This is a genomic window from Acinetobacter dispersus (assembly GCF_009884975.1).
In the GTDB taxonomy this organism is placed as follows: domain Bacteria; phylum Pseudomonadota; class Gammaproteobacteria; order Pseudomonadales; family Moraxellaceae; genus Acinetobacter; species Acinetobacter dispersus.
In genome coordinates this window covers 2,107,676-2,133,573 of record NZ_CP041970.1, presented here as the reverse complement: position 1 = coordinate 2,133,573, position 25,898 = coordinate 2,107,676, and the positions used below count along the sequence as shown (strand labels likewise).

The following is a 25,898-nucleotide window of genomic DNA, read 5'->3' as shown; positions in this document are numbered from 1 at the left end:
AGTGTTTATTATTAACAAAATATCAATGGTCTAGCTTAATTTTCTCATTCATTATTTGTCCAGACAACAAAATACATAGACAGGAGCTACGCGATGCGTGCATTAGTAATTTCAACACTCGTAGGGGCTGGATTGGTACTTTCTGGTTGCCAAACAACAGGTAATAACATTGGCGGCGTTGAGTATGACAAATCTGCTTTAGGTGCATTAATTGGTGCAGCTGCGGGTTATGGTGTATCTAAGGGTAACGCAAACTCAAGCAAGCAAAACAACCGTGCTGCAGCAATTGGTGCGATTCTTGGTGGTGCAGGTGGTTTATACCTCGACAACAAAGAGAAAAAATTACGTGAGCAAATGGCGGGTACTGGTGTAGAAGTAGGCCGTAACCCAGATGGTTCTGTACAATTGATCATGCCTGGTAGCATTACATTTGATACTAACAAATCAAACATCAAACCTAACTTCTACGGTACTTTGAATAAAGTAGCGCAAACTTTAGGTGAAGATAACAAGAGTGCGATCCTTGTAACAGGTTATACAGATAACACGGGTAATGACTCAATCAATATCCCATTATCTCAAGCACGTGCTCAATCAGTTAAAAACTATTTAGCTGGTCAAGGTATTGCAGGTAGCCGTATTGATGCGCAAGGTTTAGGTTCAGCTAACCCAATCGCTTCAAACACAACTGCTTCTGGTAAAGAGCAAAACCGTCGTGTTGAAATCAGCATTTATGCAAAACAGTAATTTTTTACTGATTTAAAAAAACCACCTTCGGGTGGTTTTTTTATTGCATATAAATATAGACGACAAGCTATGGCGTGGTATTTGTGTAAGGCATCATAATTTATACATATCCCTAGATTTACTATTGGGATTCTAAAACAGAGATGTCTATAATTGTGCTCGAAAAAACAGGCTCGGAAACGAGAGAGGTACGTCCCATGTCATCTGCCAGTCAACTCAATGACAAGCAACTTGAAGCCATGAAATATGTTCAGGGGCCATTGCTGGTACTTGCAGGTGCAGGTTCAGGTAAAACTTCTGTAATTACCCGAAAAGTTGCATTTTTGGTGCAGCAGTGCGGTATTCCTGCCTATCGTATTACCGCAATGACCTTTACCAATAAAGCTGCACGTGAAATGAAAGAACGTGTCGGAAAGTTGCTTTCACGTGAAGAAGCAAAAGGACTTTCGGTTTCGACTTTCCATACTTTTGGTTTAAATTTACTCCGCTTAGAATTAAAACATCTGCCGCTTAAAAACAATTTCTCGATTTTAGATGCCGATGACTGCAAACGAATTTTGATGGATTTGATGCAGCGGGACAATTTGTCGGGTGCAGAGAGTAAAGAACTGCTTGCTAAGGCAATGAAGAAAATTTCAGATTGGAAAAACGATCTGATCGTTCCAGAACAAGCACATTCAACTTGTGAAACGGTCGAAGACGTGCAATTTGCACATCTTTATCAGCTCTATGAGCGTAATTTACGTGCTTATAATGCAGTTGATTTTGATGATTTGATCGTAATGCCAACGCGTTTACTTCAGGAAAATGCTGAAGTCCGTGACAAATGGCAGAATCGTGTTCGTTATTTATTGGTGGATGAATATCAGGATACCAACACCGCCCAATATACCTTGGTTAAGCTTTTAGTGGGTGTGATGGGGCAGTTTACCGCTGTAGGTGACGATGACCAATCCATCTATGCTTGGCGTGGTGCAAAGCCTGAAAATATGGCGTTATTGAAAGATGATTTCCATAATCTCAAAGTGATTAAGCTGGAGCAGAACTATCGCTCGACCAGCCGTATCTTAAAAGCGGCCAATGCCGTGATTGAAAATAACCCACATATTTTCGATAAAAAATTGTGGAGTGATAAAGGTCACGGTGAAACCATTCGTGTCATCACTTGTTTAAATGATGATGATGAAGCAGAACGTGTGGTGAAAGACTTGATCACACATAAGCTGATGAATGGTAAGAACTGGAAAGATTATGCAGTGCTGTATCGCGGGAATTTTCAGGCCCGTGTGATTGAAACCCAACTGCGTCAGATGCAGATCCCTTATAAATTGTCGGGTGGGCAATCCTTCTTCGCACGTGCCGAAATTAAAGATGTGATGAGCTATTTACGTCTCATCATTAATCCTGAAGATGACAGTGCATTCTTACGTATTATTAATACGCCAAAACGTGCCATTGGTCCTGTGACTTTAGAGAAATTAGGTTTATTTGCTCAGGAAAATACACTGTCTTTGCTGACTGCGTCATCAGACCAACGCTTAAGCATGGTATTGCCGAAAAAAGCTGCGACTCAATTACATGAGTTCGCTGATTTTATCGCGACATTTACACGCGAGTTGTTAGATGATGATGAACCGATGCCAAAGGTTCGTCAGATGATCAACGAAGCAGGTTATATCGATTATATTCGTGAACAGGCTGCGACACCTGCACAAGAGAAGACCAAACTCGACAGTATTGAAAGCTTGTATAGCAGTATTCAAAATCTATTGAATCGTACTGATGATGTAGATGAGAAGAATATTGAAAGCGTGATTCGTAAACTGGTGTTGTTGGATATGCTTGAGCAGCAACAGGAAGAAGAAGATACCGATAAAGTAAACCTGTTAACGCTGCATGCGGCAAAAGGTTTGGAATTTCCTTATGTCTATATGATCGGCTTGGAAGAAGAGCTATTGCCGCATAAGAACTCCATTGCATCGGAAACCGTCGAAGAAGAACGCCGTTTGATGTATGTGGGGATTACCCGTGCACGTCAAGGTTTAACACTGACTCTTGCCGAGCAGCGTAAGAATGGTGGACAAATGCGTCAAATGACGCCAAGCCGTTTCTTGGATGAGATGCCACAAGATGATTTGGAATGGCATGGTCGTAAAAAGAAACTAGCACCCAATGTTGATCCGAAAGAACAGGCTCAGCAGTACCTCGCTAATTTAAAAGCATTGTTGAAACGTTAAAAAATTGTAAGTAGGAAATTTAATGAAAGTTCAAGTTAAAGTATTAGATGCGCGTTTAGGTCAAGAGTGGGCTTTGCCTTCTTATGCGACGACAGGTTCAGCAGGTTTAGATTTACGTGCGTGCTTAGATGAAGCGATTGATATTGCTGCTGGTGAGACTTTTTTAGTAAAGACAGGTTTGGCGATTTACATTGAAGATCCAAACTTTGCTGGTTTAATTTTACCGCGTTCAGGCCTAGGTCATAAACACGGTATTGTATTAGGCAACCTGGTAGGCTTGATTGATTCAGATTATCAAGGTGAACTGATGGTATCGGTTTGGAACCGCGGCAAAAACAGCTTCCGTTTAGAGCCAGGTGAGCGCTTAGCACAATATGTACTGGTTCCTGTGGTACAGGCAGAGTTTGAACAAGTGGACGAATTTGTTGCGACTGAGCGTGGAGCAGGTGGTTTTGGTCATACTGGAAAACAATAAGTTTTTCAGTAATTATCACTTTAAATGCAATGTTTTGCTGAAAAACGTTGCATTTTCTATATTGATTGTTGCCTCGATATATATTACAAAGCAGCTGACTGATTACTTTAATTTTTCTGAATAAGGGTTAATTAATTTCTTAATAGTTTCTGCTTTTTTTATGGATCAAAAGATTATAAAAATAGGGGCTTACAGTGAATATAAAACATACATTTCCTCTGAATATTTTCCGCGCCTATGATATTCGCGGAAAGTTAAGTAATTTAACACCGAATATTATTTGTTCTATTGCCTATGCTTTGGCATCGCAATATAAAAATGCTGAGCAAACGCATGTTGTGATTGGTTATGACGCGCGTTTAACTAGTCCTACTTATGCCAATATTCTTCAACATATATTTGAGCAACAAGGTTTACAAGTCACCAATATTGGTTGTTGTTCATCCCCAATGATGTATTACATTGCCCGTGATTTTGGCGGTAATGGGGTGATGGTCACAGCAAGCCATAACCCTAAATCGGATAATGGCATTAAATGGATTTTAAAAGGTGAACCGCCTACGCCAGAAACCATCCAACAGGTGGGCCAGTTCGCACAAATTTCTATCCCAAATCTTGAAGATATTCTACATTCAAAGAATACCGAGCATCATATTGTTCCCAAATATTGCTTGCAGTATCAGCAGGCATTGATCAGTGACATTCAGTTAGCACGACCATTAAAAATTGTTCTAGACGGATTACATGGTTCCGCAGGGCGTTGCGCCAAACTGGTTTTAGAAAAACTGGGTTGTGAGGTGATCGCTTTACGCTGCGAAGCAAATGGACATTTTCCTGATCATGCACCAGATCCATCTCATGCAGAACATTTAGTAAAGTTACAAACCGCTATTGTTGCTGAAAAAGCGGATCTTGGTATTGCGCTGGATGGGGATGGGGATCGCTTGGTTTTACTGGATGAACAGTCGCATATTATTAGTCCTGACCGGTTATTATCGTTGTTTGCCCAGATCTGCTTACAGCAACATCCACATAAAGAAATTGTGTTTGATGTGAAGTGTTCGCGTATGGTCGCAGATACGGTACAACGTTTAGATGGACAGGCGAAAATGATTCGCACAGGCAGCAGTTTCCTGCGTGCTTATCTGTCTCAATCGAAAGGAAGTGCTGTATTTGGTGGCGAATATGCAGGTCACTACGTTTTTAACGATGGACGTGGTTTTGGCTATGACGATGGTCTATATGCTGCGTTACGTGTGATGGAGTATTTAACCCAATCCAATGCAACAACCCTGTCTGAGTTATTGGCAGCCTACCCAGAACGTTATTGTACAGAAGACACTTATATCAGTACCCATGATGCCAATCCGAAACAGGTTTTAAATGATATTGAAATTTTAAGTCATCGTTTAGGCGCCCGTTTAAGTAAAATTGATGGTGTAAGACTTGATTTTGACGATGGATTTGGCATTATTCGAGCATCAAATACTGGTGAATATTTTACCGTCCGTTTTGACGCTGATAATCAGAATCGATTAATTGAAATTCGTCAGAAGTTTGTTTCTATGTTGCAAGACCAATATCCACAGATTGCACAAGAACTCGCACAGGCCTAAACAGGAGAGAAGACGCATGCCACACGAGCATATCGGCATTGATAAAGCAAAAATTTTGATTGAAGCTTTGCCGTATATCCAACGTTTTGCAGGAAAAACGCTGGTTGTAAAATATGGTGGTAATGCGATGACTGATCCAGAATTGGAAAGTTCATTTGCTCGTGACATCGTGTTGTTAAAAACAGTGGGTTTAAACCCAATCGTTGTGCATGGTGGTGGCCCACAGGTGGATTCATTGCTAAAACGCTTAGGACAAGAGTCAGATCGTATTGATGGCATGCGCGTGACCGACCAAGCGACCATGGAAGTGGTCGAAATGGTGCTGGGTGGTAGTGTCAATAAATCGATCGTGAACCTGATTAATAAACATGGCGGTCGTGCCATTGGTTTAACGGGTAAAGACGGTAATTTGCTGCGTGCACGTAAATTATTGATGGAAAAACAGGAAGCTGACGGCTCTATTTCGCAAATTGATTTGGGCATGGTCGGTGAAGTGACTGGTGTAAAAACTGATGTACTGGAAATGTTTACCCAAAGTGATTTCATTCCAGTGATTGCACCCTTGGGTGTGGATGAAGAAGGTAATACCTATAATATCAATGCAGATCTTGTGGCTGGAAAAGTTGCAGAAGCCTTAGGCGCAGAGAAGTTGATTCTACTCACCAATATCACAGGGGTATTGGATGAAAATAAAAACTTATTAACAGGCTTAAGCACACAAGAAGTCGATCGCTTGATCGAAACGGGTGTGATTTACGGTGGCATGATTCCTAAGGTGGGTTGTGCACTAGATGCTGTTAAAGGTGGTGTGGTCAGTGCGCATATTGTTGATGGTCGCGTACCTCATGCAAGTTTATTAGAGATCTTCACCGATCATGGGGTCGGTACACTCATTACCAATCGTGCCAAACATTAATTCATCCTATTGATTTGAAAAGAGACCTCAAGCAGGTCTCTTTTTTTGTCATGACCTGTTCATGTTTTAGTCATCGCAATGTCATTTAAGTAATTTAAGGTAGGTCTAGTCATAAGGAGCTTTCATTATGCTAGAAAAATTAAATCAATATCGCCAGACATTGACTTTACCCTTACGCCACAAGCCAGCTCAAAATCAATTCCGTTTTGAATGGGTGGATAATTTAAAAGAATTACAAGAAGTACAACGCTTTAGAGCAACGCAATTTAGCCATCAATTTGGGATGCGTTTTGAAGACGGTTTAGATCAAGATCTTTATGATTTTGGCTGTGAGCATGCAGTATTACGTGAAAAATGGACAGGTGAAATTGTCGCTTATACCCGTCTTAAATTGTTCCAAGGTTATGAAATCGGGCAGAGTTATAGTGCTCAAGAGTTTGAAATTGTCCCGCATTTATCTCATTTACCAAGTGTGTTAGAAATTGGACGTACTTGTGTGCACCCTAAATTTCGCTCGGGTAAAGCACTATCCATGCTATGGTTGAACTTAACCCCTAAAGTACTTTGGTCAATGCGTGCTAAATACTTAATGGGCTGTGTCAGTATCCATTTGGATGATAACTTGGCACGTGCCTATTACACCCACCGTCAGATCCAACAGTTGGGTGATCATCAAACCATAGATATCCGCTCAAAACGTAGCTTTGAACCAGAACGTCCTGACTATAGTTTCCCGCAAGATGAACGCATGCCAAAACTGTTTCAGACCTATCTGGGAATGCAGTCGAAACTGTCAAAACAAGCATTCTATGATGAAGATTTTAAATGCTTGGATTATTTTGTTTTCCTTGAAGTGAATAAGATTGCGACCTCTTTTGTGATGAACAAAATGGTGCAACGTTAGTGCCTTATCATTCTTAATCTAATAGTGAGCACATATTGAGATTTACAAGCCATCTATCCCTCATGCACAATAGGCGTAGATGTTTGATAGTTTAAAGATATGTGCCAGCTATTAGGAATGAATTGCGCCACCCCGACAGATATTACTTTTTCTTTTCGTGGGTTTTCACAACGCGCAGGGGTGACCTCTGATCATTGCGATGGTTTTGGGATCGCTTTTTTTGAAGATAAAGCTTGCCGCTTATTTGTGGATAATCAATCTGCGGTTGAATCTCCTATTGCTGACCTGATTCGTAATTATCCAATCAAGTCTCGCAACGTCATTGCCCATATTCGTAAAGCCACTCAAGGTAAAATCAACCTCGAGAATTCACATCCCTTTTTGCGGGAGCTTTGGGGGAGACATTGGATTTTTGCGCATAATGGTGATTTGCATGACTTCAAACCTGAGTTAAGTGGCCGTTTCGAGCCGGTAGGTAATACCGACAGTGAACTAGCATTTTGTTATTTACTGGATCAGATGGTTGAAGCATTTGGCTATACCGAACCAAGTTTAGAAGAGATTTTCTCACTATTGGAACGTATTTCGCCACAAATTGCAGAGCATGGTACCTTTAATTTCTGTCTTTCTAATGGTAAGGCCTTATTTAGCTATGCGACGACGAAGTTGCATTGGCTCGTACGTGAGTATCCATTTCAACCTGCACATTTAATTGATCTCGACGTGGAAGTTGATTTTAGTCAAGTTACCACACCAGAAGATCGCGTTGCAGTGATCACGACTGAGCCGTTAACGCATAATGAAGCATGGACTGCATATCAAGCAGGGGAAATGATTTTATTCCAGCACGGTAAACCGATTCAGCATGCTTTAACACGAGTTGAGCGCTTAATCCGTGAAGCAGAAAATCCAGCATTAAAACGAGTAACAAAAGCCGATCAGTATTAATATATAAGATATAACTGGAATATATATTTGGCAGGATTTTACTTAATGGAATCTGCATGTATTTTTCGAGTTATATCAATAAAATTAGATAGATATTTTTTCTTGTTGGTTAAAAAATACTTGAGTGTTTTGATCGGTTAAAATATTTAAATAAATATAAAACAAGGGTTTAATTTGTTTTCTTTATCAATAGTTAAAATCTGACAAAAACGCTGTGTTTTTATTTAATTGCTTTGCCGATATTATATCCTTATTCAATAAATCAAATATGGTTTGGGGTTCGATATGGGTATGAAATGGTCTGTCGAATATAATACAGGAATCGAGGTGATCGATGATCAGCATCGTCGTATTCTAGATTATATTAATGAAATTGATGAATTAAATGAGGGTGATGATCGGGCAAAATTAAAAGGTATTTTGGATAATATCATTGATTATACCCAGTCTCATTTTACCTTTGAAGAAAGCTTACAAGAAGAAGCAAACTATAAATATCGTGTACCACATAAGCGTGTACATGACTTATTTATCAAAAAGATAGAGACTTATCGTCAACGTTTTGAGCTGGGGCAAGAAATTGATAGCGAGCTACATGAAGCACTCTCAAAATGGTTGATCAACCATATTCGACATGATGATGCTGATTATGTCGGTGCTGTAAAAGAAAATATGATCGGAATCATTAAAGAAAATGAAAAGAAAAAAGGGAAAAACTGGTTTTCTCGTTTCTTCTCATAATAATAAGACAATAATAAAAGATCCCTTATGATAAATAATAATAAGTGTGGTATGAGTGATACATAAGGGATCCACTTAATAATATAATAATTCGTGCGCAGCAAATCACCGTAAGGTGATTTGCTTCTTTCTTTCGAGATCTTTTGTTTTGATTTTCAGGCTTGAGGAAGGCAAAATAGATTGAATATTTCATTGCAAGCTCCATAAAGTGCAATGAGTTCAAAGATTTTTCAAGGAATGCATTATGCAGGACACAACTCTGTCACGCTGGCCTGCGCCAGTGATGGCGTTTTGCCTATCTTTTGTCATGATTACGACATTGGCACCTACTGTTGGAATTCAAATCGATCGTCAATTCGACTTCTGGTTGCTTTGGTTAGGCACAATGATTCTGTTGGCATTACCCATCGGTTATCTTGAAATTGCTTTAGCAAAGCGTTCGCAGACTACAGCATTACAAGCACTTTCAAGCTTAACACGTGATGCAGATGCTTCACCGAGATGGCGTATTGTAGGCTGGTTGGCTGTTATATTTGTTCCATTCTTTGCAGGTAGTGTATTGACTGCCGCAACCCATGTCGTGAGCCAACAGCTAGCGCTTGCTGTATCAGATCAGATTGTTTTTTCAGCTCTTGCTATTGTTGCACTTGGATTGTCTTTTATTCCTCGCCAATTTTTAATTGCTTTGACAACAATTGGTGTGATTGCCGCATTTATTCTTGCCAATGTCATGGGAACACATCTAACGGCTTGGCATTGGACAGGAATCGAGTTTAAAGAGTGGGGCAATGCAACAGTCCTTGCTTTAGTTGCAAGTGGTTTAGGGCTTGGATTGTACTGGCAAAGTAGTTTAGTTGCTGTGAAAAAACAGGAAGCCGCAACAAGTACAGCCTTGCCAATTTGGGTGGCGCAATTACTTGCTGTGATTGCCTTTGGCTTCTTCTCTGTGCAAGCACAGCTACCTGCATTGGCATGGGTGTTTGCTGCCATCATGTCAGCTGCACTCTTAATTCAATTTGCAAAAGAACAGTTAGCACAGCGTCAGCTTGCGATCGTGATTCAATGGGTGATTTTGCTTGCAGCTATTGCTGTTTGGACTGTACCACAAGTGGAACAAATCTTTAATAGCCTGCTCATGCTTTGGGGATTACTGATTTGCTTGATTTATGCAGTATTCGCTGGCTGGATTATGAAGATTAGTCATCTGCGTAAAGCAATGGGTTTTAGCAATGAGCTGTTTTATAACATTTGGCGTATTGCCATCCGTATCGTGTTACCACTTTCAATTGTCGTGGCAATCATTGCTGTGATCGGACAAGTGCTGTAATGGAGCAGGCTAAACAAGTTTGGGTCGCTTTCTCAAGTACTGAACAGCAATTCCATATTCCTGTCAGCTTTAGCGAGGGAATGACGGCCCAACAGGCAATTCATGCCAGTGGCTTAGCAGCACAGACGGTACTACCAGAAGTTTTACAGTTAGGTGTATTTGGTAGCAGAATTGACGCGGATACGGTCCTGCAAGCAGGTGACCGTGTTGAAATCTATCGGACACTTACCATTAACCCGAATGATATTCGGCGTAAGCGGGCAGCAAAGAACCCCGTTGGGCGATTTATCAAAGGTAATCGCTTTAAGGCATAAAGCTGATAAGTAAAACCCCTCATGATTGACTCGATGAGGGGTTTCTTTTTACTGGAAAGCCGTTATAGTGGTGGCGCAGTCAAAATAGCTTCTTTTGATGCCGGTAAACCAGGTTGTGATTCTGGAATCGTATCTAAACCTTCTAAGCGTTCTACGTTACCATTCGCATCAAAATAAACTTTTAAATGTTGACCGTGTGCCGCAGGTATTTTTGCTTTTTTCGCATAAGTACCTGGAATATAGTTGTAGATGTAGTCCCAACGTTGCGGGTTCAGTGGATCTGTCACTGTTGGACTACCAAGCAAGAAACGGACTTGCTGAAAGCTCATGCCCACTTGTACTTGAGAAGCTTGTGCTTTGGTTAATGGTGTTCCTTGTGGAATATCAACTTTATAAACACCAAAGACTGAACAACCGCTAAGTACTGTAGTGACGAACAACGCCAGCATGATTTTTTGCATTTTGCTACACTATCCTGATAAATGATGATGCATTTGATTCAAGGATAGATCATACTGCATCTAAACTCTATTGCCTATTCCAACTTAAGATTTGTTGAGAGACCTTTTTTTATGCCGATTTCTAATCAAGACTTACGCAAAGCTGGACTTAAAGTTACCCTTCCTCGTATTAAGATTTTGGAATTATTAGAAAATTCAAAACAACATCATTTGAGTGCTGAAGATATTTATAAAACTTTGCTCGAGCAAGGTGAAGATGTTGGTTTAGCAACGGTTTACCGTGTGTTAACACAATTCGAAGCTGCGGGTATTATTCAGCGTCACCATTTTGAAAACAATCATTCAGTTTTTGAAATCATGCAAGAAGATCATCATGATCACCTTGTTTGCTTAAACTGTAATAAAGTTGTTGAATTTACAAATGATATTATCGAGAAAGAGCAACATGCAGTTGCAGATAAGCATCAATTTGCTTTAACTGGACACTCTTTAAATTTATATGGCTACTGTAGTGATGCGGAATGCCAAGAGGCTTATCGTAAAAAATAAGCTCAATTGCGTTAAAATTAAAGAGTTCACGAAAATTGAACAAATAAAAAAGGGAAGGTTACAAAAACCTTCCCTTTTTTAATGGCTTAATTTGAATTATTGACCATCAAAGGTAATATTTCGACTGGCACTCAATAATTGGTCTGCGCCTTCTTCGGAAAGTTTGATGGTGAGGCGTAGATCGTTTGGTGAGTCTGCATGCTTCAATGCATCCTTATAGGTAATCTGACCTGCTTTATAAAGGTCAAATAAGGCTTGGTCAAAGGTTTGCATTCCCAATTCGCGTGAACGTTTCATCAGATCTTTAATCTCATGAATTTCACCCTTACGGATATAGTCAGCTAAAAGCGGTGTATTAATCAAAATCTCAATGGCAGCACGACGTGAATTACCGTCTGGGGTTGGAATCAATTGTTGTGCGACGAGTGCTTTTAAGTTGAGTGACAAGTCCATGTACAGCTGACTATGACGGTCAGCTTCAAAGAAGTGAATAATACGGTCTAAGGCTTGGTTGGCATTGTTGGCGTGCAAGGTCGCGAGTACTAAGTGACCAGTTTCTGCGAAAGCAATCGCATAGTCCATAGTTTCACGCGAACGAATCTCACCAATTAAGATCACATCTGGTGCCTGACGTAGCGTATTTTTCAATGCCACTTCAAATGAATCAGTATCAATCCCGACTTCACGTTGCGTCACGATACAGCCTGCATGTTGATGCACAAATTCGATCGGGTCTTCAATGGTGATGATATGACCTTTAGAATTCTGGTTGCGGAAACCAATCATTGACGCCAAAGAAGTCGATTTACCGGTACCTGTTGCACCTACAAAGATGATGATGCCACGTTTGGTCATCGCCAATTCTTTCAGCACTTCTGGCAGTTTTAGATCATCCATGCTTGGAATATGGGTTTCGATCTTACGCAATACCATGCCTGGCATATCACGTTGTTGAAAAGCACTGACACGGAAACGCGCTGTCTTTTCACGGTTCATGATCGCAAAGTTACATTCACGCGTCTCTGCAAACTCTTTACGCTGCTTGTCGGTCATAATGGATTGAACCAGTTGACCCACAATTTCCCCTGAAAGTTTCGATTTGGAAACAGGCACGATCTGCCCGTTAATTTTCATTGAAGGTTCAACATCCGCAGTGACAAATAAGTCCGATGCATTTTGTTGAATCATCAAATTGAGTAAATCATTAAAATCCATGATATTTCTCTAATCCATTTATTTTTATAGGAATGATTCGGGTTGTTTTGCAACAGTACGAGCAGTTTGTGGGCTAATTAAACCTTTAGACACCAGTGTTTTCAGGCTTTGATCCAAAGTGGTCATACCGTAGTTGGCACCTGTTTGGATCGCAGAATACATTTGTGCGACTTTGTTTTCACGTACGAGGTTACGAATCGCAGGAATACCGATCATGATTTCATGTGCAGCTACACGACCACCACCATTCTTTTTCAATAGTGTTTGAGAAATCACGGCTTGTAGAGATTCAGATAGCATGGCACGTACCATGTCTTTTTCTTCTGCTGGGAATACGTCGATAACACGGTCAATGGTTTTCGCCGCAGAGGTGGTATGCAGTGTACCAAACACCAAGTGACCTGTTTCCGCAGCGGTCAGTGCCAAGCGGATGGTTTCTAAGTCACGCATCTCACCGACCAGAATAATGTCAGGGTCTTCACGCAATGCTGAACGCAGCGCTGCATTAAAGCCGTGGGTATCACGATGTACTTCACGTTGGTTGATTAGACATTTTTTCGATTGGTGTACAAATTCAATTGGATCTTCGACGGTTAAAATATGGTCATAACGGTTTTCGTTAATATAGTCGATCATCGCTGCGAGTGTGGTGGATTTACCAGAGCCCGTTGGGCCTGTGACGAGTACGATTCCACGTGGATAATCACAGATTTCTTTGAAAATTGAACCTAAGCCCAAATCTTCCATCGTTAAAACTTTAGATGGAATGGTACGGAACACCGCACCTGCACCACGGTTTTGGTTGAATGCGTTAACACGGAAACGAGCAATATTCGGTACTTCAAATGAAAAGTCAGTTTCTAAATCTTCTTCAAAGTCACGACGTTGTTTATCATTCATAATGTCGTACACCAAGCGATGTACATCTTTATGTTCAAGTGCTGGTAAGTTAATACGACGAACTTCACCATCCACACGAATCATAGGAGGCATACCCGCTGAAAGGTGTAAATCGGAAGCACCGTTTTTAACTGAAAAGGCGAGTAGTTCTGTAATATCCATAATTTCCCCGAAACAAACTAAAATGTCTCATTATTTTGTAGAATAATATAAGGCTTTCATTCGGGCTTACCAACACCTTAAAGAATGGAAAGCAAAAAAAGATTTCGTAAATGAGAACTGTGTCAATGAATCAATCGCAACAATCCCGCCAATCTGTTTTAAATCAAATAGAACAAGCCTGTCAGCGTGTTCAACGTGATCCTGCAACGGTGCAATTGTTAGCGGTTTCCAAGACCCATCCTGCTTCAAGCCTTCGCGAAATGTATGGAGTCGGGCAGCGCAGTTTTGGTGAAAACTATTTACAGGAAGCACTAGAAAAAATTGAGGAATTAAAAGAATTAGAGATCGAATGGCATTTTATTGGACATGTGCAGCGTAATAAAACCAAACATTTAGCAGAAAAATTTGACTGGGTGCATGGGGTTGATCGTTTGATCATCGCTGAACGTTTGTCCAGTCAGCGTATCGAATCTCAAAAGCCTTTGAATCTTTGTCTGCAAGTGAATATTGATGGGCAAGATTCTAAAGATGGTTGCCGACCTACAGAGGTTGCTGAACTGGTTCAGCAAATTAGCCAACTTCCAAATATCCGTTTACGTGGTTTGATGGTGATTCCAGCACCCGAAAATCATGCTGCATTTGCTGATGCCAAAGTTCTATTTGAGCAAGTGAAAGCTCAGCATACACAGCCGCAAGACTGGGATACTTTAAGTATGGGGATGTCCGCTGATCTTGAAGCAGCAATTGCAGCGGGTTCAACCATGGTTAGAGTAGGAACTGCATTATTCGGAGCACGGGATTATTCAAACTAATATAGAGCGGATTGAATAAATATCCGTAGAGATAAAGAACAAATTACAATTATATAAAATATATTTGCTGTTGAAAAAAACGGCATAAATTAAGATAACCTGTTTATTCATTTATATCGAACATTGGTATAAATGAATAACAATTATTTTTTACAAAGATAAAAATTGAATTTAGGATCATATTTAGAATGAAAAAACTGTATTTTTTAATCTTTTTTATTTTATGTTTATTTTTAGCAGCTTGCAGTAAAAAACAGAGTGATGTAGCTGCAGAAGCGAGCGATAGTAATGCTCAAGTAGCTGTAGACGAAAAGCTCGGTACAAAATGGGGCGATGAAATTAGCTCGCATGTGACGGAGGTTAATTTAAGCCGTTTAACAGAACAACCGATTGCTGAATCACAAGTTCGTTATGCCAATAAACAATATCAAGGCAAGACCGTTAACAGTATTTCGTTGGCAGCAGGGAAAATTAGTTTTTCTATCGTTGATGATGCTGATCAACCATTTGCTTTATCTAGAGATGGTCAAAACTATTATCTCTCAGCAAAAGATGGCCAAAGCTACCAATTAAAATATGAAAACCATAGCGATAATACCTATGAAGTGGTGGCAAGTGTTGATGGGATTGATGTTTTAGATGGCAGTGCTGCTTCACGAAATAATGCAGGATATGTGCTCCATCCGCATAGTGAGATCACAATAGAAGGTTTTCGTAAGAGTGACTCTGCTGTCGCTTCTTTTACCTTTAGTAAGCCTGAAGATGCGTATGCTGCAAACTCAGATAATGGCTCAATTCAGAATACAGGCATTATTGGAACAGCGATTTATCAAGTTGAATCACTGAAATCCGCTGATGCAGCCGCAGAAGAAAAGCCATCTAAATATGCTCCTCCACCAAAGGCTTTCCCAGCTGATAAGAATGAATAAGGGATGAGAAAATCCCTACAAGATTGGTTATGTTTAAGGGATTATTATTCTCGAAGTTATTTACTCTAAGCCTTTTAATGTTTCGATGAAGTTTTTTAAATCATGTAGATTTTGATCAGCTATTACTGAGGAAATCGCAGGATTGGGATGGAAGAAAAGGTTTTCATCCCGACAGCCTTTGCACCTTGTATGTCTGCCAGTTCATTATCTCCGACAAAGATACAATTTTTTGGGTGAACACCAAGTTGCTGACAAGATAATAGAAAAATTGCGGGATCTGGTTTTCTGAGCCTAACTGCTTCGGAAACAATGGTGCTAGAAAAGAATTCAGTCAGCCCTAGCGCATAAAAATTATTTTCTTGAAAGGGTGTTCTGCCATTAGAGATTAATCCAATTAAATAGCCTTGCTGTTTTAATTGGATGATGGTGTTTTCTACATGTCCAAAGCAGCATGAAAATTTATTAAAATCATTGATATAACTAGTTAAAAGGATTTTTTTAGAATGGCCGTGAATTGAAAACTCCTGAATCAGATTTTCATAAACACGATCTTTCCAAACTTTGCCATTATCATCTAACTCAAGAAAGCGAAGAATAAATGGCTCTCTATCATCGGCAGCAACCAATTGAAAGAAATTAATCTGCCAAGTGAGGAATTTTATTAACGACGTTGTTCGATCAAGTAAGGTTTGATCGAGGTCAAAAATAACCGCCTTATTCTGATTCATATGATTTAAGCATTGTGATTATTTAATTATCATAATGCTTTAACCCACCACTTCGATCCGACTCGAACCTGACCCTATTGGCTGTACCTGAATCTGTACAGGAATACGCTCATGCATTTCCTGAATATGTGAAATCAATACCACTTTACGGCCTTGGCTTTGTAATTGATCCAGCGCATTCATCACCATATGCAAGGAAGAAGCATCCAACGTCCCAAAACCTTCATCAATAAACAATGATTCGATTTTCATGGAACCTGAGGCCATGTTGGCAATTGCCAAGGAAATCGCAAGAGCAGTGAGGAAGGACTCACCACCAGACAGAGAAGCCACTGAACGAGTTTCTCCATCCATATCATGGTCAATGATGGCTAGGCTGAGGGAATTATCCAAACGTTTTAAGGTATAACGCTGTGACAACATTGTGAGTTGTTGGTTAGCATATTCAAGCAGAATATCCAGATTATATTGCTGGGCTAAATCACGAAAATCCTTGCCTTTAGAATCACCAATCAAGCTAGAAATTTTATTCCAGCGATGTTCCTGCTGCTGAATCTGCTGGATTTGATCTGCAAATTGCTTTTGCTTGGCAACATTTTGTTGATGTAGTTCCAGTTTCAGTTTGAACTGATCACGTTGTTCAGCTTGCTGCTGTAAGTTCTCATGATTGAGATGGATGTACTCAAGCAACTGGGTGTATTCGATGGGTGGCTGTTGTTGCTGATGTGTCTGTAATTGCTGTTGCAGCGTTTTCAATGCAGAGGCGGCCTCATTGAGCAAACGTTCTGCATGTTGTAGCGATGTTCGTATTTGCTGTTCTTGCTCAGCACGAATAGCAAGTAAATCAGCTAATTGATGCTCTTCAAATTCAGGATGCTGGTCTAACCAGGCTCGAATTTCAGTTTTAGATTGGGCAAGGGCAGATTGTTGTTGTTGCTGTTGGGCTTTGAGCTGTTCCAGTTCATTTTTCTGCTGTTCAAAACTTTGACGAGCCTGTTCAAAACGCTGCTTGATCTGCTGATATTGATTTTGGAGTTGCTGACGCTGTTGATCGTGTTGGTTTAACCATTCATTGGCTTTGAGTTCGGTTAAACCTGTCATTGCCACAATCAATTGATGCGCTGACTCTGTATTTTGTTTGCCTTTAATTTCGACCTCTTTAAGTTGCTGGCTAAACTCGGTATGTTGAGTGATCAAGCTGGTTAAATTGGACTTTAATAGATTCAGTTGCTGTTCAAGCTGCTGTTGTTGTTTGTTGAGTGTTTCAGCTTGTTCAAGCTGTTGAACACGTTGCTGTAAACGTTGTGCTAGCTGTTGAGCAGAGCTTAGCGTTTGCTGTTGCCATAAGTTTTGTTCATCGCTGCTCAGCCAATCCACAACATGCTGAATCTGTTGCTGTGACTGCTGCACGCTTTCAAGTTGATAGCGGATATTTTGAATCGTTTGAGTCAGGTGATAGTGATCTTTATTGGCCTGTTGCAGTTGTTGTAATTCAAGTTCAGTCTGCTGTTTGAGTTGAGTTGCTTCACTCGTCCATTGTTGTTGAGCTACCGTGATTTCCGCATGCGACTGCGTTAAATCTAACTGGATCTCGAATTGTGCTGCATGTTTGAGTAATTCCTGATGTTGCAGCTTGAATTTGTCATCTGCTTGTTGCACTGAGGATTGCAATTGAGTAAGTTCGGTACGAATCTGGGTAAATTGCTGCTGTGCGTTTTGCCAAAGCTGAAAGCATTGTTGTTCCTGTTGAATGGCCTGTTGCTCTTGCTGTTGTTGCAGCTCATACAAGGCTTTGGAGAGCTGACTGGCATCATCACGATAGGGGTGTTCGGTGCTGCCACAGACCAGACAGGCTTCCCCATGTTTGAGTTCTGCACGGAGATGTTCAATATTTTCAGCATGTAATAAACGTTGTTGTTGCAACATCAGCTGCAACTTTTCCCGTTCATTTTTGGCAGATTGGAATTCACCTTGGCTAGTTTGCAGTTGTTGGTCAAGCTGCTGATGTTGCTGCTGTGTGCTACTGAGCTTATCGCCTAGCTCATCACGTTCTTTTTTAAGCTCAAAATAATGCTGTAACTTTTGCTGAATTAGATCCAGTTGATTCAGTCGGGCTTGTTGCTGTTCTCTGAGTTTTTGTTTCTGTTCAAGCTGGCTTTCAATCTGTTGTGGTGCGCCAAATTTTTGAATGAGCTCATTCAATACGATCTGATCTTGTTCAAGCTTGGATTGGGCTTGTTGAATTGAACCTAAATTCTGTTCGACTTTTTGGTATTGTAGAATAAATTGCTTTAGCTGCTGAAGATGTGCATTCAAGCCTTTATCTAAAGTGGAGAATTGTGCGCTCTGTTGCAGCTGTTCAGAGCAGTTTTGTTGTTGTATGGATAGACTGTGGCGACTTTGTTCAAACTGCTGTTGTTGTTCAAGTAATGGTTGTTGTTGCGCTTCGTTTTGGTTTAGGCGAACTTTAGTTTTCTTATATTCATCAGCAATGTATTCACGTTCCTGTACATATTTACGCACTTGGGTGAGTTCTTGCTGATGGTTTTGTTCAAAACTCTGAAATTGCTGTAAGGCCGTTTCAGCCTGCGTATAAGCTGTTTTTTCTTGCTCAAATTGGGTGCTTACAGCGGTAAATTGCTGCTGCTTGTGTTGAATCTGTGGTTCAAGCTGTTGCAGTGCTTTTTCCAATTGTTGCTGTTGGAACACAATCGGACGAATGCCTGAAAAGGTTTCGAGTTGGCTGAGTCGATTGCGATCTGCGGCTAAAGCCTGATGTGCTTGAATTTGAATGTCATGCTGTTGCTGTTTTAGTGTAATTTCAGTTTCGAGTTTCTGTCGCTGTTCAAACCATTGTTGCTGTTGATTAAGCTGAATTTTGTCGGTTTCAAGCTGTTGAACCTGTTGTTGTATCTGCTGAAATTGAGTCTGTAACTCGGCAACTTCTTCATCTGAACGAATTTCAATATGGCCGAGCACATTTTCCAGTTGCTTGCGTTGGTTGCTAATTTCACGGGTTTTTTCAAAAGCCAGTTGTCCAATTTTGGCAAAAATACTGGAATTGGTCAGATATTCGAGTAATTCACCACGCTCATTATCGCGTGCCTTTAAAAAAGCGGTGACCTCGGACTGTGCCAACAGTACCGCACGGGTGAATTGCTCAAAACTCAGTTGGGTAATCTGTTGAATATGCGCTTCAACCGCTTTGGTTTTATCTGCAATCACTACACCGTCGGTCAGGCATTTGAGTGAGCGTTGCACACTTTGCAGTTTGCCACTGGCATTTTCACGGGCACGTTTAATTTCCCAACGTGCGAGATAATGTTTCTGATCTTGTGCCACAAAACACAGTTCGGCAAAACCATGGCCTGTGCCACGACGTAGAACGGTTAAAGGGGAGTTGGTCAGTAGTTCAGAACCATCGACATCTAACAGTTTGCCGTCACTTTCTTTGAGGCGGGGAATCTTATTAAATAAGGCCAGACACATGGCATCTAGAATCGTAGATTTACCTGCGCCAGTTTTTCCAACAATGGCAATCAGTCCAGCACTGGCCAAAGGCTCAGTTTCAAAATCAATAAAATGCTCATCTGCCAGAGATGCCAAATTTTTCAGTCGAATTGATAAAATTTTCATGGCAGCTCCTTAAACAGTCTGATCATCTTCAAGTTGCTTTTGCGCTTCTGCGACCAAACTCATAAAGTCTTGAGTGACTTCATCATCGGCGTGATAGCCTTTTTTCTCCCAAATTTGCTGAAATAGTTTTTCAGGTGTCGGTGGTTCTAAGCTAATACTCTGCTTGCTTTCGGCATTAGTTTCATTGGAGAGATATTGTCTGGAAATGCGCACCAGTCGATAACGATTTTTGGGCAAGGCATCTTCAAATTGTTGTCGTAAATTGGGCTGTGGTGGCGTCGAGGTATGATATTCGATATCGACATATTCACGATGCTCAAGATTTTCGATCGGTTCATTTGGCAGATTACGAAGGCGCTGCATGACTACAGTAAGTTCATCTTTAATTTTATGCAGTTGAATACTTCGTGGTATCGCTAAAGCTTCAAAGTTAAACGAATCTTCACTTTTTTTAGGATCAATCGTGACTTCAACCACTTGGTGTTTATAGTTGATTTCACTAAATGACAGTGGAATTGGTGAACCGCTATAACGAATATGTGGATGCTGTACTTTTTGCGGTTTATGCAAATGCCCCAGTGCCACATAATCAATGCTGTCGTCGAACAGAGCTGTAGATAGGGCTTCTTCATTACCAATAATAATCGGCCGTTCTGAATCGGAGGTTTCTCCGCCTTGCATATGCGCATGCGACATCAGAATCAGGGCCTGATCATCGGTTTTACGACGTTTGGCTTCTTCGATTAACTGTTGGTGTAGATAAGCAATCGCATTTTGACTGTTGGTGGTGTGCTCATTAAAGCCTGTAATTTCAGCTGAACGTAGGAATGGCAGGGCAATACACCACGCTACAATCTGCTTTTGTTCATTATAAATCGGCAAAATTAAACGCTCTAAGTCGAGGGTCTTATCTTGATTCCAGCGAATCACACCGACCGTTTTGGCGTTATATTTTTCTAATAAGGGTTCAACTTGTTCAATGCGATAACCTGAGTCGTGATTGCCAGCAATCATTAAGGTTTGCATATGTGGGGCAAGCTCATGTGCATCGGCAAGAAATTGATAGAGTTGTTTTTGTGCCTGTGAACTCGGGTTGATCACATCAAAGATATCACCCGCAATTAATAATGCATGCGGTTGTTTGGCTTTGATCTGCTCAAGTAACCATGTCAGAAATTGTTCATGTTCGTAGTGGCGGGAATGATTATAAAAAAACTGCCCCAAATGCCAGTCAGACGTATGAAAAAAACGCACGGTCATAAATGAATCTAAAAATAAAATAAACCCGAATAAGGTAGCACGTATTCAGGTGGAAGGGAGAGCCTTGATGAGCAGAAAAGCACTACAAGATCTGCCTTGATCATTTTTCAACGATGCTCTAGTTTGATCTCAATGCCATTATTTTAACAATGAGGAAGATAAAATGAGCTTAGGTCAAGTAAGCCGTGAAATTTTTGATCAGATTATGCTGATCGGTCTGGATCGTGTGGAAAAACGTAATGCTTTTGATAGCCATATGATTCATGACCTATCTCAAGCCTTGACTGAATATGAAAATGACCCAGAACTACGCTGCGCCGTGATTTTTGCGCATGGTGATCATTTTACTGCGGGCTTAGATCTGGTGGAATTACAGTCCAAAATTTCACAAGGTATTTTTAATTTTGAGGCAGATCAGATTAATCCGTGGGGAACGGGTGGGCGGCATCGAACTAAGCCTGTGGTGGTGGCTGTACAAGGGATTTGCTATACCGCTGGCGTCGAATTAATGCTGAATGCTGATGTGGTGATTGCCAGTGAAAATACGGTCTTTGGTCAGCTTGAAGTGCAACGTGGGATTATGCCTTTTGGCGGGGCAACGGTACGTTTTGTACAAGCTGCGGGTTGGCAAAAAGCCATGCCTTATTTATTGACAGGGAAGACCTTTAATAGCAAAACGGCCTATGAGCTCAATCTCCTGTCTGAAGTGGTGGAATCAGGGCAACAACTTGAACGGGCCTTGGAAATTGCCAAAGAAATTTGTAGTGCTGCACCGTTGGCAGTGCAAGCTTTATTGGCATCTGCAACCGATGCAGTCGTGGAAGGGCAAACAGTTGCATTTGAAAAAATGAACAATTATTTGATGCCGTTGTTTGTATCGGAAGATGCTCAAGAAGGGGTTCGCGCTATGTTAGAAAAACGGCCACCACAGTTTAAGGGGCGGTAATCATTTTACTTTAACTTGAGTTTAGCAAGTTATTGCGCCCGCTCATCGATTTCACAAATTCCAAAGGTATTATGATCGAGGTCGATGAAATAGCCTTGCCAGCAGCGGTTCGGGATCGCAAATTTATCCATGGCGATAATCCCACCTAAACTTAAAATTTTAGCTGCGGTTTCATCGAAATTTGCCACCTCTATACTACAGGTAAAGGCATTGGTTCCACATCCTGTTGCTGGTGTTGCTACAGGACGTTGTAATAGACCGCCATGAATTCCTGTGGTTGCGATACGATAATATTCAATCGGTAGGCCTTCTACTTTTTCAAATTGCCAACCAAATACGGATTGATAAAAGTGAATGTCACGTTGTGGAGCTGATGACTGAATTTCAAAATAAATAATGTTGTTCATTCAATCTGTCCTTAATTTTTATAGTCGTAGAATTATTCTAAAGAGATATGGAATGGGAAGATGAGAGATTTATGTAAGCAGCTGCGCATTTTGCTGTTTGATCATAAAATCGCATTGAATACATTTGAGTAAAGTATAAGAGGTTAATCCTGCATTGATGAAGATTATTAAATTAGCGAATCATCCTGAATTGCGAGAACAGGCTGCAATCTGGTTTTCAGATAAATGGGAGATTCCTGTTGAGGCCTATCGAGACAGTATACAAAGCTCGATTGAACAGCCAGAAGGAATTCCGCAATGGTATGTGATTATCGATGATACACAGCAGATCATTGCTGGCACTGGGGTAATCGACAATGATTTCCATGAACGCAAAGATCTCAGTCCAAACCTATGTGCCTTATTTGTAGACGAGGCTTACCGAAAGCGAAATATCGCCAAACAGCTGCTGGATTTTGCCCGAGTAGAAATGAAAAGTTTAGGCTTTGAAAAGCTTTATCTGGTGACTGACCTAGATGATTTTTACGAAAAGTGTGGCTGGACATTTTTAACAAGGGTTAAAGAGGATGAGGGTGAGTTGATTAAAATGTATGTAGCCAATACCTGATCAACCCCAAATTGCAGGCAAATAAAAACCGACGATTCGAGTGATGATAAATCGTCGGTCAAAATCTTTTTCAATGGTTCTGGCTGCTAACACAACCATTGTTAAAGATGGAGAGTCATAATGAAAGGTCACCGAAAACATCGCGGATGCCGTGCAATGTCCAATCGGTTGCTGCGACCTTATACCTTATATAACGCTGCTGGTTGAGGATTGGTTGACATAAAAATGAAAAAAAAGTGAAAAAAATTTATAATTATTTTCTAAAGCCAGTCTAATTAGGTTTATCTTTATGATTTCATTGCGTTTGTACTATCTCTGGTTTTTTATAATTTGTTTTACTGCAACATTGTTGGCAGGTGTATTGGCCGCTATTTTACCCAATAGTATTGGTGGCGTGTTGACTGCGGTTCCTTATTTAATTGCCATTATTGTTATTTTATTCAAATTTTTGAAACAACAACGCCGTGCACCGACACAACAGGAACGAAAACGTTTAAGCATCGGCTTTAGTCTGATCTTTTGGGGCTATAACGCATGTGGCTTACTCCTCGGTCTGTTTATCTTTGCACGGAAAGATCCCGAAGTTTGGCAGAACTTTTTACTCTATCTGAAACAGCCCCAATTTTTGCTAACGGTATTGGCGATGTGGTTTGTGATTGCTGTACCGTTATTCTTAATTACCTATTGGTTTTATGGACCGCAAGCACAAAGAATGGCCAATAAAATGTTCAACTAGTTGAACAAAGTTCACTTGTAATTCACTTTCATTCTGCTAAGACTGAGATATCGAGCTGATCAATATCATGCAGGATGAGGGTGCGATGCAAAAACAGACGGTTTTAATCACAGGCGCAAGTGGATTTATTGGTTCTCATTTGTTGCCTTTTTTATTGGAACGACAATATCAAATTATTGCACTGACCCGACAGCCAAATCGAGTTTCTCAGCATTCAGCGCTACGTTGGGTGAGTGATTTTGATCAAATTGAAACGCAACAGATTGATTATGTGATTAATCTGGCTGGTGAAAATATTGGTGCAAAACGCTGGACGGAACAACGTAAACAGCAATTAATACATAGCCGTGTTGCGGTGACAGAGCAACTGTATCAATGGTTGGAACAACGGAAAATTTTTCCGAAATGTATTATTTCTGGTTCTGCGATTGGTTATTACGGTATTGATCCACAAGAACAATGGAAGCTTGTTTGTGATGAAAATACAGCACCGCAAGCGATTTTTATGTCTGAACTTTGCCAGAAGTGGGAGCAAACCGCTTTAAAATTTAGCCAACAAAATACCAAAATCATTCGTTTAGGTGTGGTTTTTGGGCAGGGCGGGATTTTGCCACAAATGCTGTTGCCGATTCGATTGAATGCGGTTGCAAAAATTGGTTCGGGACAACAACCGATCGTGTGGATTCATATCCAAGATGTACTAAATGCCATGGTTTTCCTGTTGCAATCTACTCATCCTCAACAGGTATATAACCTAGTTGCACCTGATCAAATCAATCAACAACAATTCGCTCAAAGGGCTGCCCACATTTTAAAGCGAAAACCTTTTATGCGAATGCCTAAGTGTGTATTTATATCGATGCTTGGCGAGCAAGCGCAGCTTATTTTAAATGGCCAATATGTGGCGCCCAAGGCCTTGCTGGAACAGGGTTTTCAATTTCAATATCCAGATTTAAATGTGGCATTAACTGCAATTTTAGCAAGAAATTAAATCCTGTCGCTTTAAGCGCAGCGGTGAATAAGCATTCGGATCAACCAGTGTCTCTTGCCCTAATATCAGCTGACGCAGCAGACGTGCTGAACCAGCGCCCATGCATAGACCATTGCGGAAATGTCCAAAATTGGTCCAAAGATTTTCCAGTTCAGGCATTGCGCCGATATAGGGAATGCCCTGTGGAGAACTTGGACGTAGGCCTGCCCAGCGTTTTACGATCGGAAATTGCGCTAATTCAGGCACCATCTCTAAACAGGCAGTGAGAATATCCTGTTGAGTATGTGTATCTACGGCAGTGCTAAAACCAGTCTCTGCCATACTGGAACCACAGACGATGTGACCATCTTGACGTGGAATTAGATACATTACCTGATTCATACACATGGTCGGTAGCCAGTTTTTAGGGGTCTTAAATAACAGCATTTGTCCTTGTACAGGATGCACGGGGATATTACGTTGGATTTGTTGCTGCCATTGCTGGCTCCATGCCCCAGAGGTCATCACGACATGATCCGCGCTAAATTTCTGACCCTCCTCAGTTTCAATTCCTTGAACTTTTTTATTTTGAATCATCAGTTTTTCAACAGGACACTGTTCAAAAAAACGTACAGCGGGATGTTGTTTTAAATAGCAAATTAACGATTGTAAAAGACGTGGATTACGAACATTGGACAGTTGTGGGAAATAAATAGCTTGTTGGAACTTTTCTGAAATATGAGCGTTAACTTGCTGGAGTTGAATACGATCAAGTAGTTCACAGTGTTGCATCGGCTCTTGATGTCGCGTGGCATAATTCAAGCCGATCTCGAAATCTTCCTGATCGAAAATCAGCATGCCGGTATCGTGGATTTGAAAATCAATGCCAGTGATGGGCAGCAATTTTTCATTCCATGTTTGATAGAGCGGTTTACCGTATTGAGCTAACTGATTCACTTCGGGTGCATAACGCCAAGGATACATGGGTGAGAGGATACCTCCACCTGCCCATGAGGCTGCTTGACCTGCAAGTTGTTGGTCAAAAATATCGACAGAGCAGCCTTGTTCAGCAAGTTCCAATGCTGACATTAAGCCACTAATACCCGCACCAATGATGGCAATATGCATAACTTTAATTTAAGTGGTTTCGAAGATAAAACGTATCTTGAAATTTGCTACACGGAAGACGTCATTCGCAACCTGCGTGATATACGCTAAGAGAAGTCCTGTTATACATCCCCAATATCAGAAAAATGTAAGAAGTGAACAGGTTTTGCGAATGACAATGGTTTTGCCTACTTTTCCCGAAAGAAAAGTAGGTCGAGCCGAAGGCTAATCCAGAAATAAGGATGAGA

24 protein-coding genes and 1 pseudogene are annotated in these 25,898 nt (G+C 40.7%); 17 read left to right on the top strand and 8 right to left on the bottom strand.

Annotated features, from left to right (window positions below; genetic code table 11):
• Window positions 1-93 precede the first annotated feature (93 nt).
• The 10 genes from FPL17_RS09700 to FPL17_RS09655 all read left to right on the top strand — a co-directional run bounded on the left by FPL17_RS09700 (window position 94) and on the right by FPL17_RS09655 (window position 10,225).
• Window positions 94-747 (top strand): YiaD family glycine zipper/OmpA-like lipoprotein, encoded by a 654-nt coding sequence (locus tag FPL17_RS09700; RefSeq protein WP_005150975.1) that lies wholly within the window; start codon window positions 94-96, stop codon window positions 745-747.
• A gap of 197 nt (window positions 748-944) precedes the next feature.
• On the top strand, window positions 945-2,984 hold the full coding sequence (gene rep, locus FPL17_RS09695; protein WP_004805171.1) for a DNA helicase Rep: 2,040 nt from the start codon (window positions 945-947) through the stop codon (window positions 2,982-2,984).
• A 22-nt stretch (window positions 2,985-3,006) separates the two neighbouring features.
• Complete coding sequence (gene dut / locus FPL17_RS09690) at window positions 3,007-3,459, top strand: dUTP diphosphatase (RefSeq protein WP_159884786.1); 453 nt, start codon at window positions 3,007-3,009, stop codon at window positions 3,457-3,459.
• Window positions 3,460-3,653: 194 nt separating this feature from the next.
• Window positions 3,654-5,075, top strand: coding sequence for a phosphomannomutase/phosphoglucomutase (locus FPL17_RS09685; RefSeq protein ID WP_159884784.1), 1,422 nt, complete (start codon window positions 3,654-3,656; stop codon window positions 5,073-5,075).
• A 16-nt stretch (window positions 5,076-5,091) separates the two neighbouring features.
• Window positions 5,092-5,991, top strand: a complete 900-nt coding sequence (gene argB / locus FPL17_RS09680) for an acetylglutamate kinase (protein WP_004655163.1) — start codon at window positions 5,092-5,094, stop codon at window positions 5,989-5,991.
• Window positions 5,992-6,118: 127 nt separating this feature from the next.
• Window positions 6,119-6,895 carry a GNAT family N-acetyltransferase gene (locus tag FPL17_RS09675; protein WP_004805180.1) on the top strand — a complete coding sequence of 259 codons (777 nt, stop codon included), beginning with the start codon at window positions 6,119-6,121 and terminating at the stop codon, window positions 6,893-6,895.
• A gap of 99 nt (window positions 6,896-6,994) precedes the next feature.
• Window positions 6,995-7,843 (top strand): class II glutamine amidotransferase, encoded by an 849-nt coding sequence (locus FPL17_RS09670; RefSeq protein WP_026057514.1) that lies wholly within the window; start codon window positions 6,995-6,997, stop codon window positions 7,841-7,843.
• 285 nt (window positions 7,844-8,128) lie between these two features.
• A complete protein-coding gene (locus FPL17_RS09665; RefSeq protein WP_004655155.1) occupies window positions 8,129-8,584 on the top strand; it encodes a bacteriohemerythrin in 456 nt (151 codons plus the stop codon).
• A gap of 244 nt (window positions 8,585-8,828) precedes the next feature.
• The gene (locus FPL17_RS09660; protein ID WP_159884782.1) at window positions 8,829-9,911 is read left to right on the top strand and encodes an SLC5/6 family protein; all 1,083 of its coding nucleotides are present in this window, start codon (window positions 8,829-8,831) and stop codon (window positions 9,909-9,911) included.
• On the top strand, window positions 9,911-10,225 hold the full coding sequence (locus tag FPL17_RS09655; protein WP_159884780.1) for an RnfH family protein: 315 nt from the start codon (window positions 9,911-9,913) through the stop codon (window positions 10,223-10,225). The genes FPL17_RS09660 and FPL17_RS09655 overlap by 1 nt, the downstream gene beginning before the upstream one ends.
• A gap of 62 nt (window positions 10,226-10,287) precedes the next feature.
• On the opposite strand, the gene FPL17_RS09650 is transcribed toward FPL17_RS09655, so the two are convergent.
• Window positions 10,288-10,686: an outer membrane protein assembly factor BamE gene (locus FPL17_RS09650; RefSeq protein ID WP_004805189.1), complete on the bottom strand. Its 399-nt coding sequence runs from the start codon at window positions 10,684-10,686 to the stop codon at window positions 10,288-10,290.
• A gap of 111 nt (window positions 10,687-10,797) precedes the next feature.
• Between FPL17_RS09650 and fur the strand changes: the two genes are divergently transcribed.
• Complete coding sequence (fur, locus tag FPL17_RS09645) at window positions 10,798-11,235, top strand: ferric iron uptake transcriptional regulator (RefSeq protein ID WP_159884778.1); 438 nt, start codon at window positions 10,798-10,800, stop codon at window positions 11,233-11,235.
• A 96-nt stretch (window positions 11,236-11,331) separates the two neighbouring features.
• Here fur and FPL17_RS09640 read toward each other — a convergent pair whose 3' ends face one another.
• Together FPL17_RS09640 and FPL17_RS09635 are read right to left on the bottom strand one after the other, a co-directional pair.
• On the bottom strand, window positions 11,332-12,450 hold the full coding sequence (locus FPL17_RS09640; protein WP_033134346.1) for a PilT/PilU family type 4a pilus ATPase: 1,119 nt from the start codon (window positions 12,448-12,450) through the stop codon (window positions 11,332-11,334).
• Between the two features lie 24 nt (window positions 12,451-12,474).
• The gene (locus tag FPL17_RS09635; RefSeq protein ID WP_004655144.1) at window positions 12,475-13,512 is read right to left on the bottom strand and encodes a type IV pilus twitching motility protein PilT; all 1,038 of its coding nucleotides are present in this window, start codon (window positions 13,510-13,512) and stop codon (window positions 12,475-12,477) included.
• A 125-nt stretch (window positions 13,513-13,637) separates the two neighbouring features.
• On the opposite strand from FPL17_RS09635, the gene FPL17_RS09630 reads away from it, so the two are divergent.
• Both FPL17_RS09630 and FPL17_RS09625 read left to right on the top strand, forming a co-directional pair.
• Window positions 13,638-14,324 (top strand): YggS family pyridoxal phosphate-dependent enzyme, encoded by a 687-nt coding sequence (locus FPL17_RS09630; protein ID WP_159884776.1) that lies wholly within the window; start codon window positions 13,638-13,640, stop codon window positions 14,322-14,324.
• 188 nt (window positions 14,325-14,512) lie between these two features.
• Window positions 14,513-15,253 (top strand): putative periplasmic lipoprotein, encoded by a 741-nt coding sequence (locus FPL17_RS09625; RefSeq protein ID WP_159884774.1) that lies wholly within the window; start codon window positions 14,513-14,515, stop codon window positions 15,251-15,253.
• 60 nt (window positions 15,254-15,313) lie between these two features.
• Here FPL17_RS09625 and FPL17_RS09620 read toward each other — a convergent pair.
• The 3 genes and pseudogenes from FPL17_RS09620 to FPL17_RS09610 form a co-directional block, all read right to left on the bottom strand.
• A pseudogene (locus FPL17_RS09620) lies at window positions 15,314-15,981 on the bottom strand (HAD family hydrolase).
• Between the two features lie 39 nt (window positions 15,982-16,020).
• Complete coding sequence (locus FPL17_RS09615; RefSeq protein WP_159884772.1) at window positions 16,021-19,617, bottom strand: AAA family ATPase; 3,597 nt, start codon at window positions 19,615-19,617, stop codon at window positions 16,021-16,023.
• Between the two features lie 9 nt (window positions 19,618-19,626).
• The gene (locus FPL17_RS09610) at window positions 19,627-20,877 is read right to left on the bottom strand and encodes an exonuclease SbcCD subunit D (protein WP_159884770.1); all 1,251 of its coding nucleotides are present in this window, start codon (window positions 20,875-20,877) and stop codon (window positions 19,627-19,629) included.
• Window positions 20,878-21,040: 163 nt separating this feature from the next.
• On the opposite strand from FPL17_RS09610, the gene FPL17_RS09605 reads away from it, so the two are divergent.
• Window positions 21,041-21,823 (top strand): crotonase/enoyl-CoA hydratase family protein, encoded by a 783-nt coding sequence (locus tag FPL17_RS09605; RefSeq protein WP_159884768.1) that lies wholly within the window; start codon window positions 21,041-21,043, stop codon window positions 21,821-21,823.
• Between the two features lie 29 nt (window positions 21,824-21,852).
• Here FPL17_RS09605 and FPL17_RS09600 read toward each other — a convergent pair whose 3' ends face one another.
• Entirely contained in the window at window positions 21,853-22,230 is a 378-nt protein-coding gene (locus tag FPL17_RS09600) for a VOC family protein (RefSeq protein ID WP_159884766.1), read from the bottom strand.
• A gap of 157 nt (window positions 22,231-22,387) precedes the next feature.
• On the opposite strand from FPL17_RS09600, the gene FPL17_RS09595 reads away from it, so the two are divergent.
• From FPL17_RS09595 to FPL17_RS09585, 3 genes are all read left to right on the top strand, one after another.
• Window positions 22,388-22,837, top strand: coding sequence for a GNAT family N-acetyltransferase (locus FPL17_RS09595; protein ID WP_159884764.1), 450 nt, complete (start codon window positions 22,388-22,390; stop codon window positions 22,835-22,837).
• 289 nt (window positions 22,838-23,126) lie between these two features.
• Entirely contained in the window at window positions 23,127-23,573 is a 447-nt protein-coding gene (locus tag FPL17_RS09590; protein ID WP_159884762.1) for an ABZJ_00895 family protein, read from the top strand.
• A gap of 85 nt (window positions 23,574-23,658) precedes the next feature.
• Window positions 23,659-24,564 carry a TIGR01777 family oxidoreductase gene (locus FPL17_RS09585; RefSeq protein ID WP_159884760.1) on the top strand — a complete coding sequence of 302 codons (906 nt, stop codon included), beginning with the start codon at window positions 23,659-23,661 and terminating at the stop codon, window positions 24,562-24,564.
• On the opposite strand, the gene thiO is transcribed toward FPL17_RS09585, so the two are convergent.
• Window positions 24,550-25,671, bottom strand: a complete 1,122-nt coding sequence (gene thiO, locus FPL17_RS09580) for a glycine oxidase ThiO (RefSeq protein ID WP_159884758.1) — start codon at window positions 25,669-25,671, stop codon at window positions 24,550-24,552. The genes FPL17_RS09585 and thiO overlap by 15 nt on opposite strands.
• Window positions 25,672-25,898 lie beyond the last annotated feature (227 nt).

Coding starts and splice junctions, on each gene's coding strand:
- FPL17_RS09585 (WP_159884760.1), top strand. CDS start 23,659: ATGCAAAAACAGACGGTTTTAATCACAGGCGCAAGTGGATTTATTGGT.
- fur (WP_159884778.1), top strand. CDS start 10,798: ATGCCGATTTCTAATCAAGACTTACGCAAAGCTGGACTTAAAGTTACC.
- FPL17_RS09630 (WP_159884776.1), top strand. CDS start 13,638: ATGAATCAATCGCAACAATCCCGCCAATCTGTTTTAAATCAAATAGAA.
- rep (WP_004805171.1), top strand. CDS start 945: ATGTCATCTGCCAGTCAACTCAATGACAAGCAACTTGAAGCCATGAAA.
- thiO (WP_159884758.1), bottom strand. CDS start 25,671: ATGCATATTGCCATCATTGGTGCGGGTATTAGTGGCTTAATGTCAGCA.
- FPL17_RS09600 (WP_159884766.1), bottom strand. CDS start 22,230: ATGAACAACATTATTTATTTTGAAATTCAGTCATCAGCTCCACAACGT.
- FPL17_RS09615 (WP_159884772.1), bottom strand. CDS start 19,617: ATGAAAATTTTATCAATTCGACTGAAAAATTTGGCATCTCTGGCAGAT.
- FPL17_RS09640 (WP_033134346.1), bottom strand. CDS start 12,450: ATGGATTTTAATGATTTACTCAATTTGATGATTCAACAAAATGCATCG.
- dut (WP_159884786.1), top strand. CDS start 3,007: ATGAAAGTTCAAGTTAAAGTATTAGATGCGCGTTTAGGTCAAGAGTGG.
- FPL17_RS09595 (WP_159884764.1), top strand. CDS start 22,388: ATGAAGATTATTAAATTAGCGAATCATCCTGAATTGCGAGAACAGGCT.
- FPL17_RS09655 (WP_159884780.1), top strand. CDS start 9,911: ATGGAGCAGGCTAAACAAGTTTGGGTCGCTTTCTCAAGTACTGAACAG.
- FPL17_RS09610 (WP_159884770.1), bottom strand. CDS start 20,877: ATGACCGTGCGTTTTTTTCATACGTCTGACTGGCATTTGGGGCAGTTT.
- FPL17_RS09675 (WP_004805180.1), top strand. CDS start 6,119: ATGCTAGAAAAATTAAATCAATATCGCCAGACATTGACTTTACCCTTA.
- FPL17_RS09660 (WP_159884782.1), top strand. CDS start 8,829: ATGCAGGACACAACTCTGTCACGCTGGCCTGCGCCAGTGATGGCGTTT.
- FPL17_RS09625 (WP_159884774.1), top strand. CDS start 14,513: ATGAAAAAACTGTATTTTTTAATCTTTTTTATTTTATGTTTATTTTTA.
- FPL17_RS09605 (WP_159884768.1), top strand. CDS start 21,041: ATGAGCTTAGGTCAAGTAAGCCGTGAAATTTTTGATCAGATTATGCTG.
- FPL17_RS09635 (WP_004655144.1), bottom strand. CDS start 13,512: ATGGATATTACAGAACTACTCGCCTTTTCAGTTAAAAACGGTGCTTCC.
- FPL17_RS09650 (WP_004805189.1), bottom strand. CDS start 10,686: ATGCAAAAAATCATGCTGGCGTTGTTCGTCACTACAGTACTTAGCGGT.
- argB (WP_004655163.1), top strand. CDS start 5,092: ATGCCACACGAGCATATCGGCATTGATAAAGCAAAAATTTTGATTGAA.
- FPL17_RS09670 (WP_026057514.1), top strand. CDS start 6,995: ATGTGCCAGCTATTAGGAATGAATTGCGCCACCCCGACAGATATTACT.
- FPL17_RS09590 (WP_159884762.1), top strand. CDS start 23,127: ATGATTTCATTGCGTTTGTACTATCTCTGGTTTTTTATAATTTGTTTT.
- FPL17_RS09665 (WP_004655155.1), top strand. CDS start 8,129: ATGGGTATGAAATGGTCTGTCGAATATAATACAGGAATCGAGGTGATC.
- FPL17_RS09700 (WP_005150975.1), top strand. CDS start 94: ATGCGTGCATTAGTAATTTCAACACTCGTAGGGGCTGGATTGGTACTT.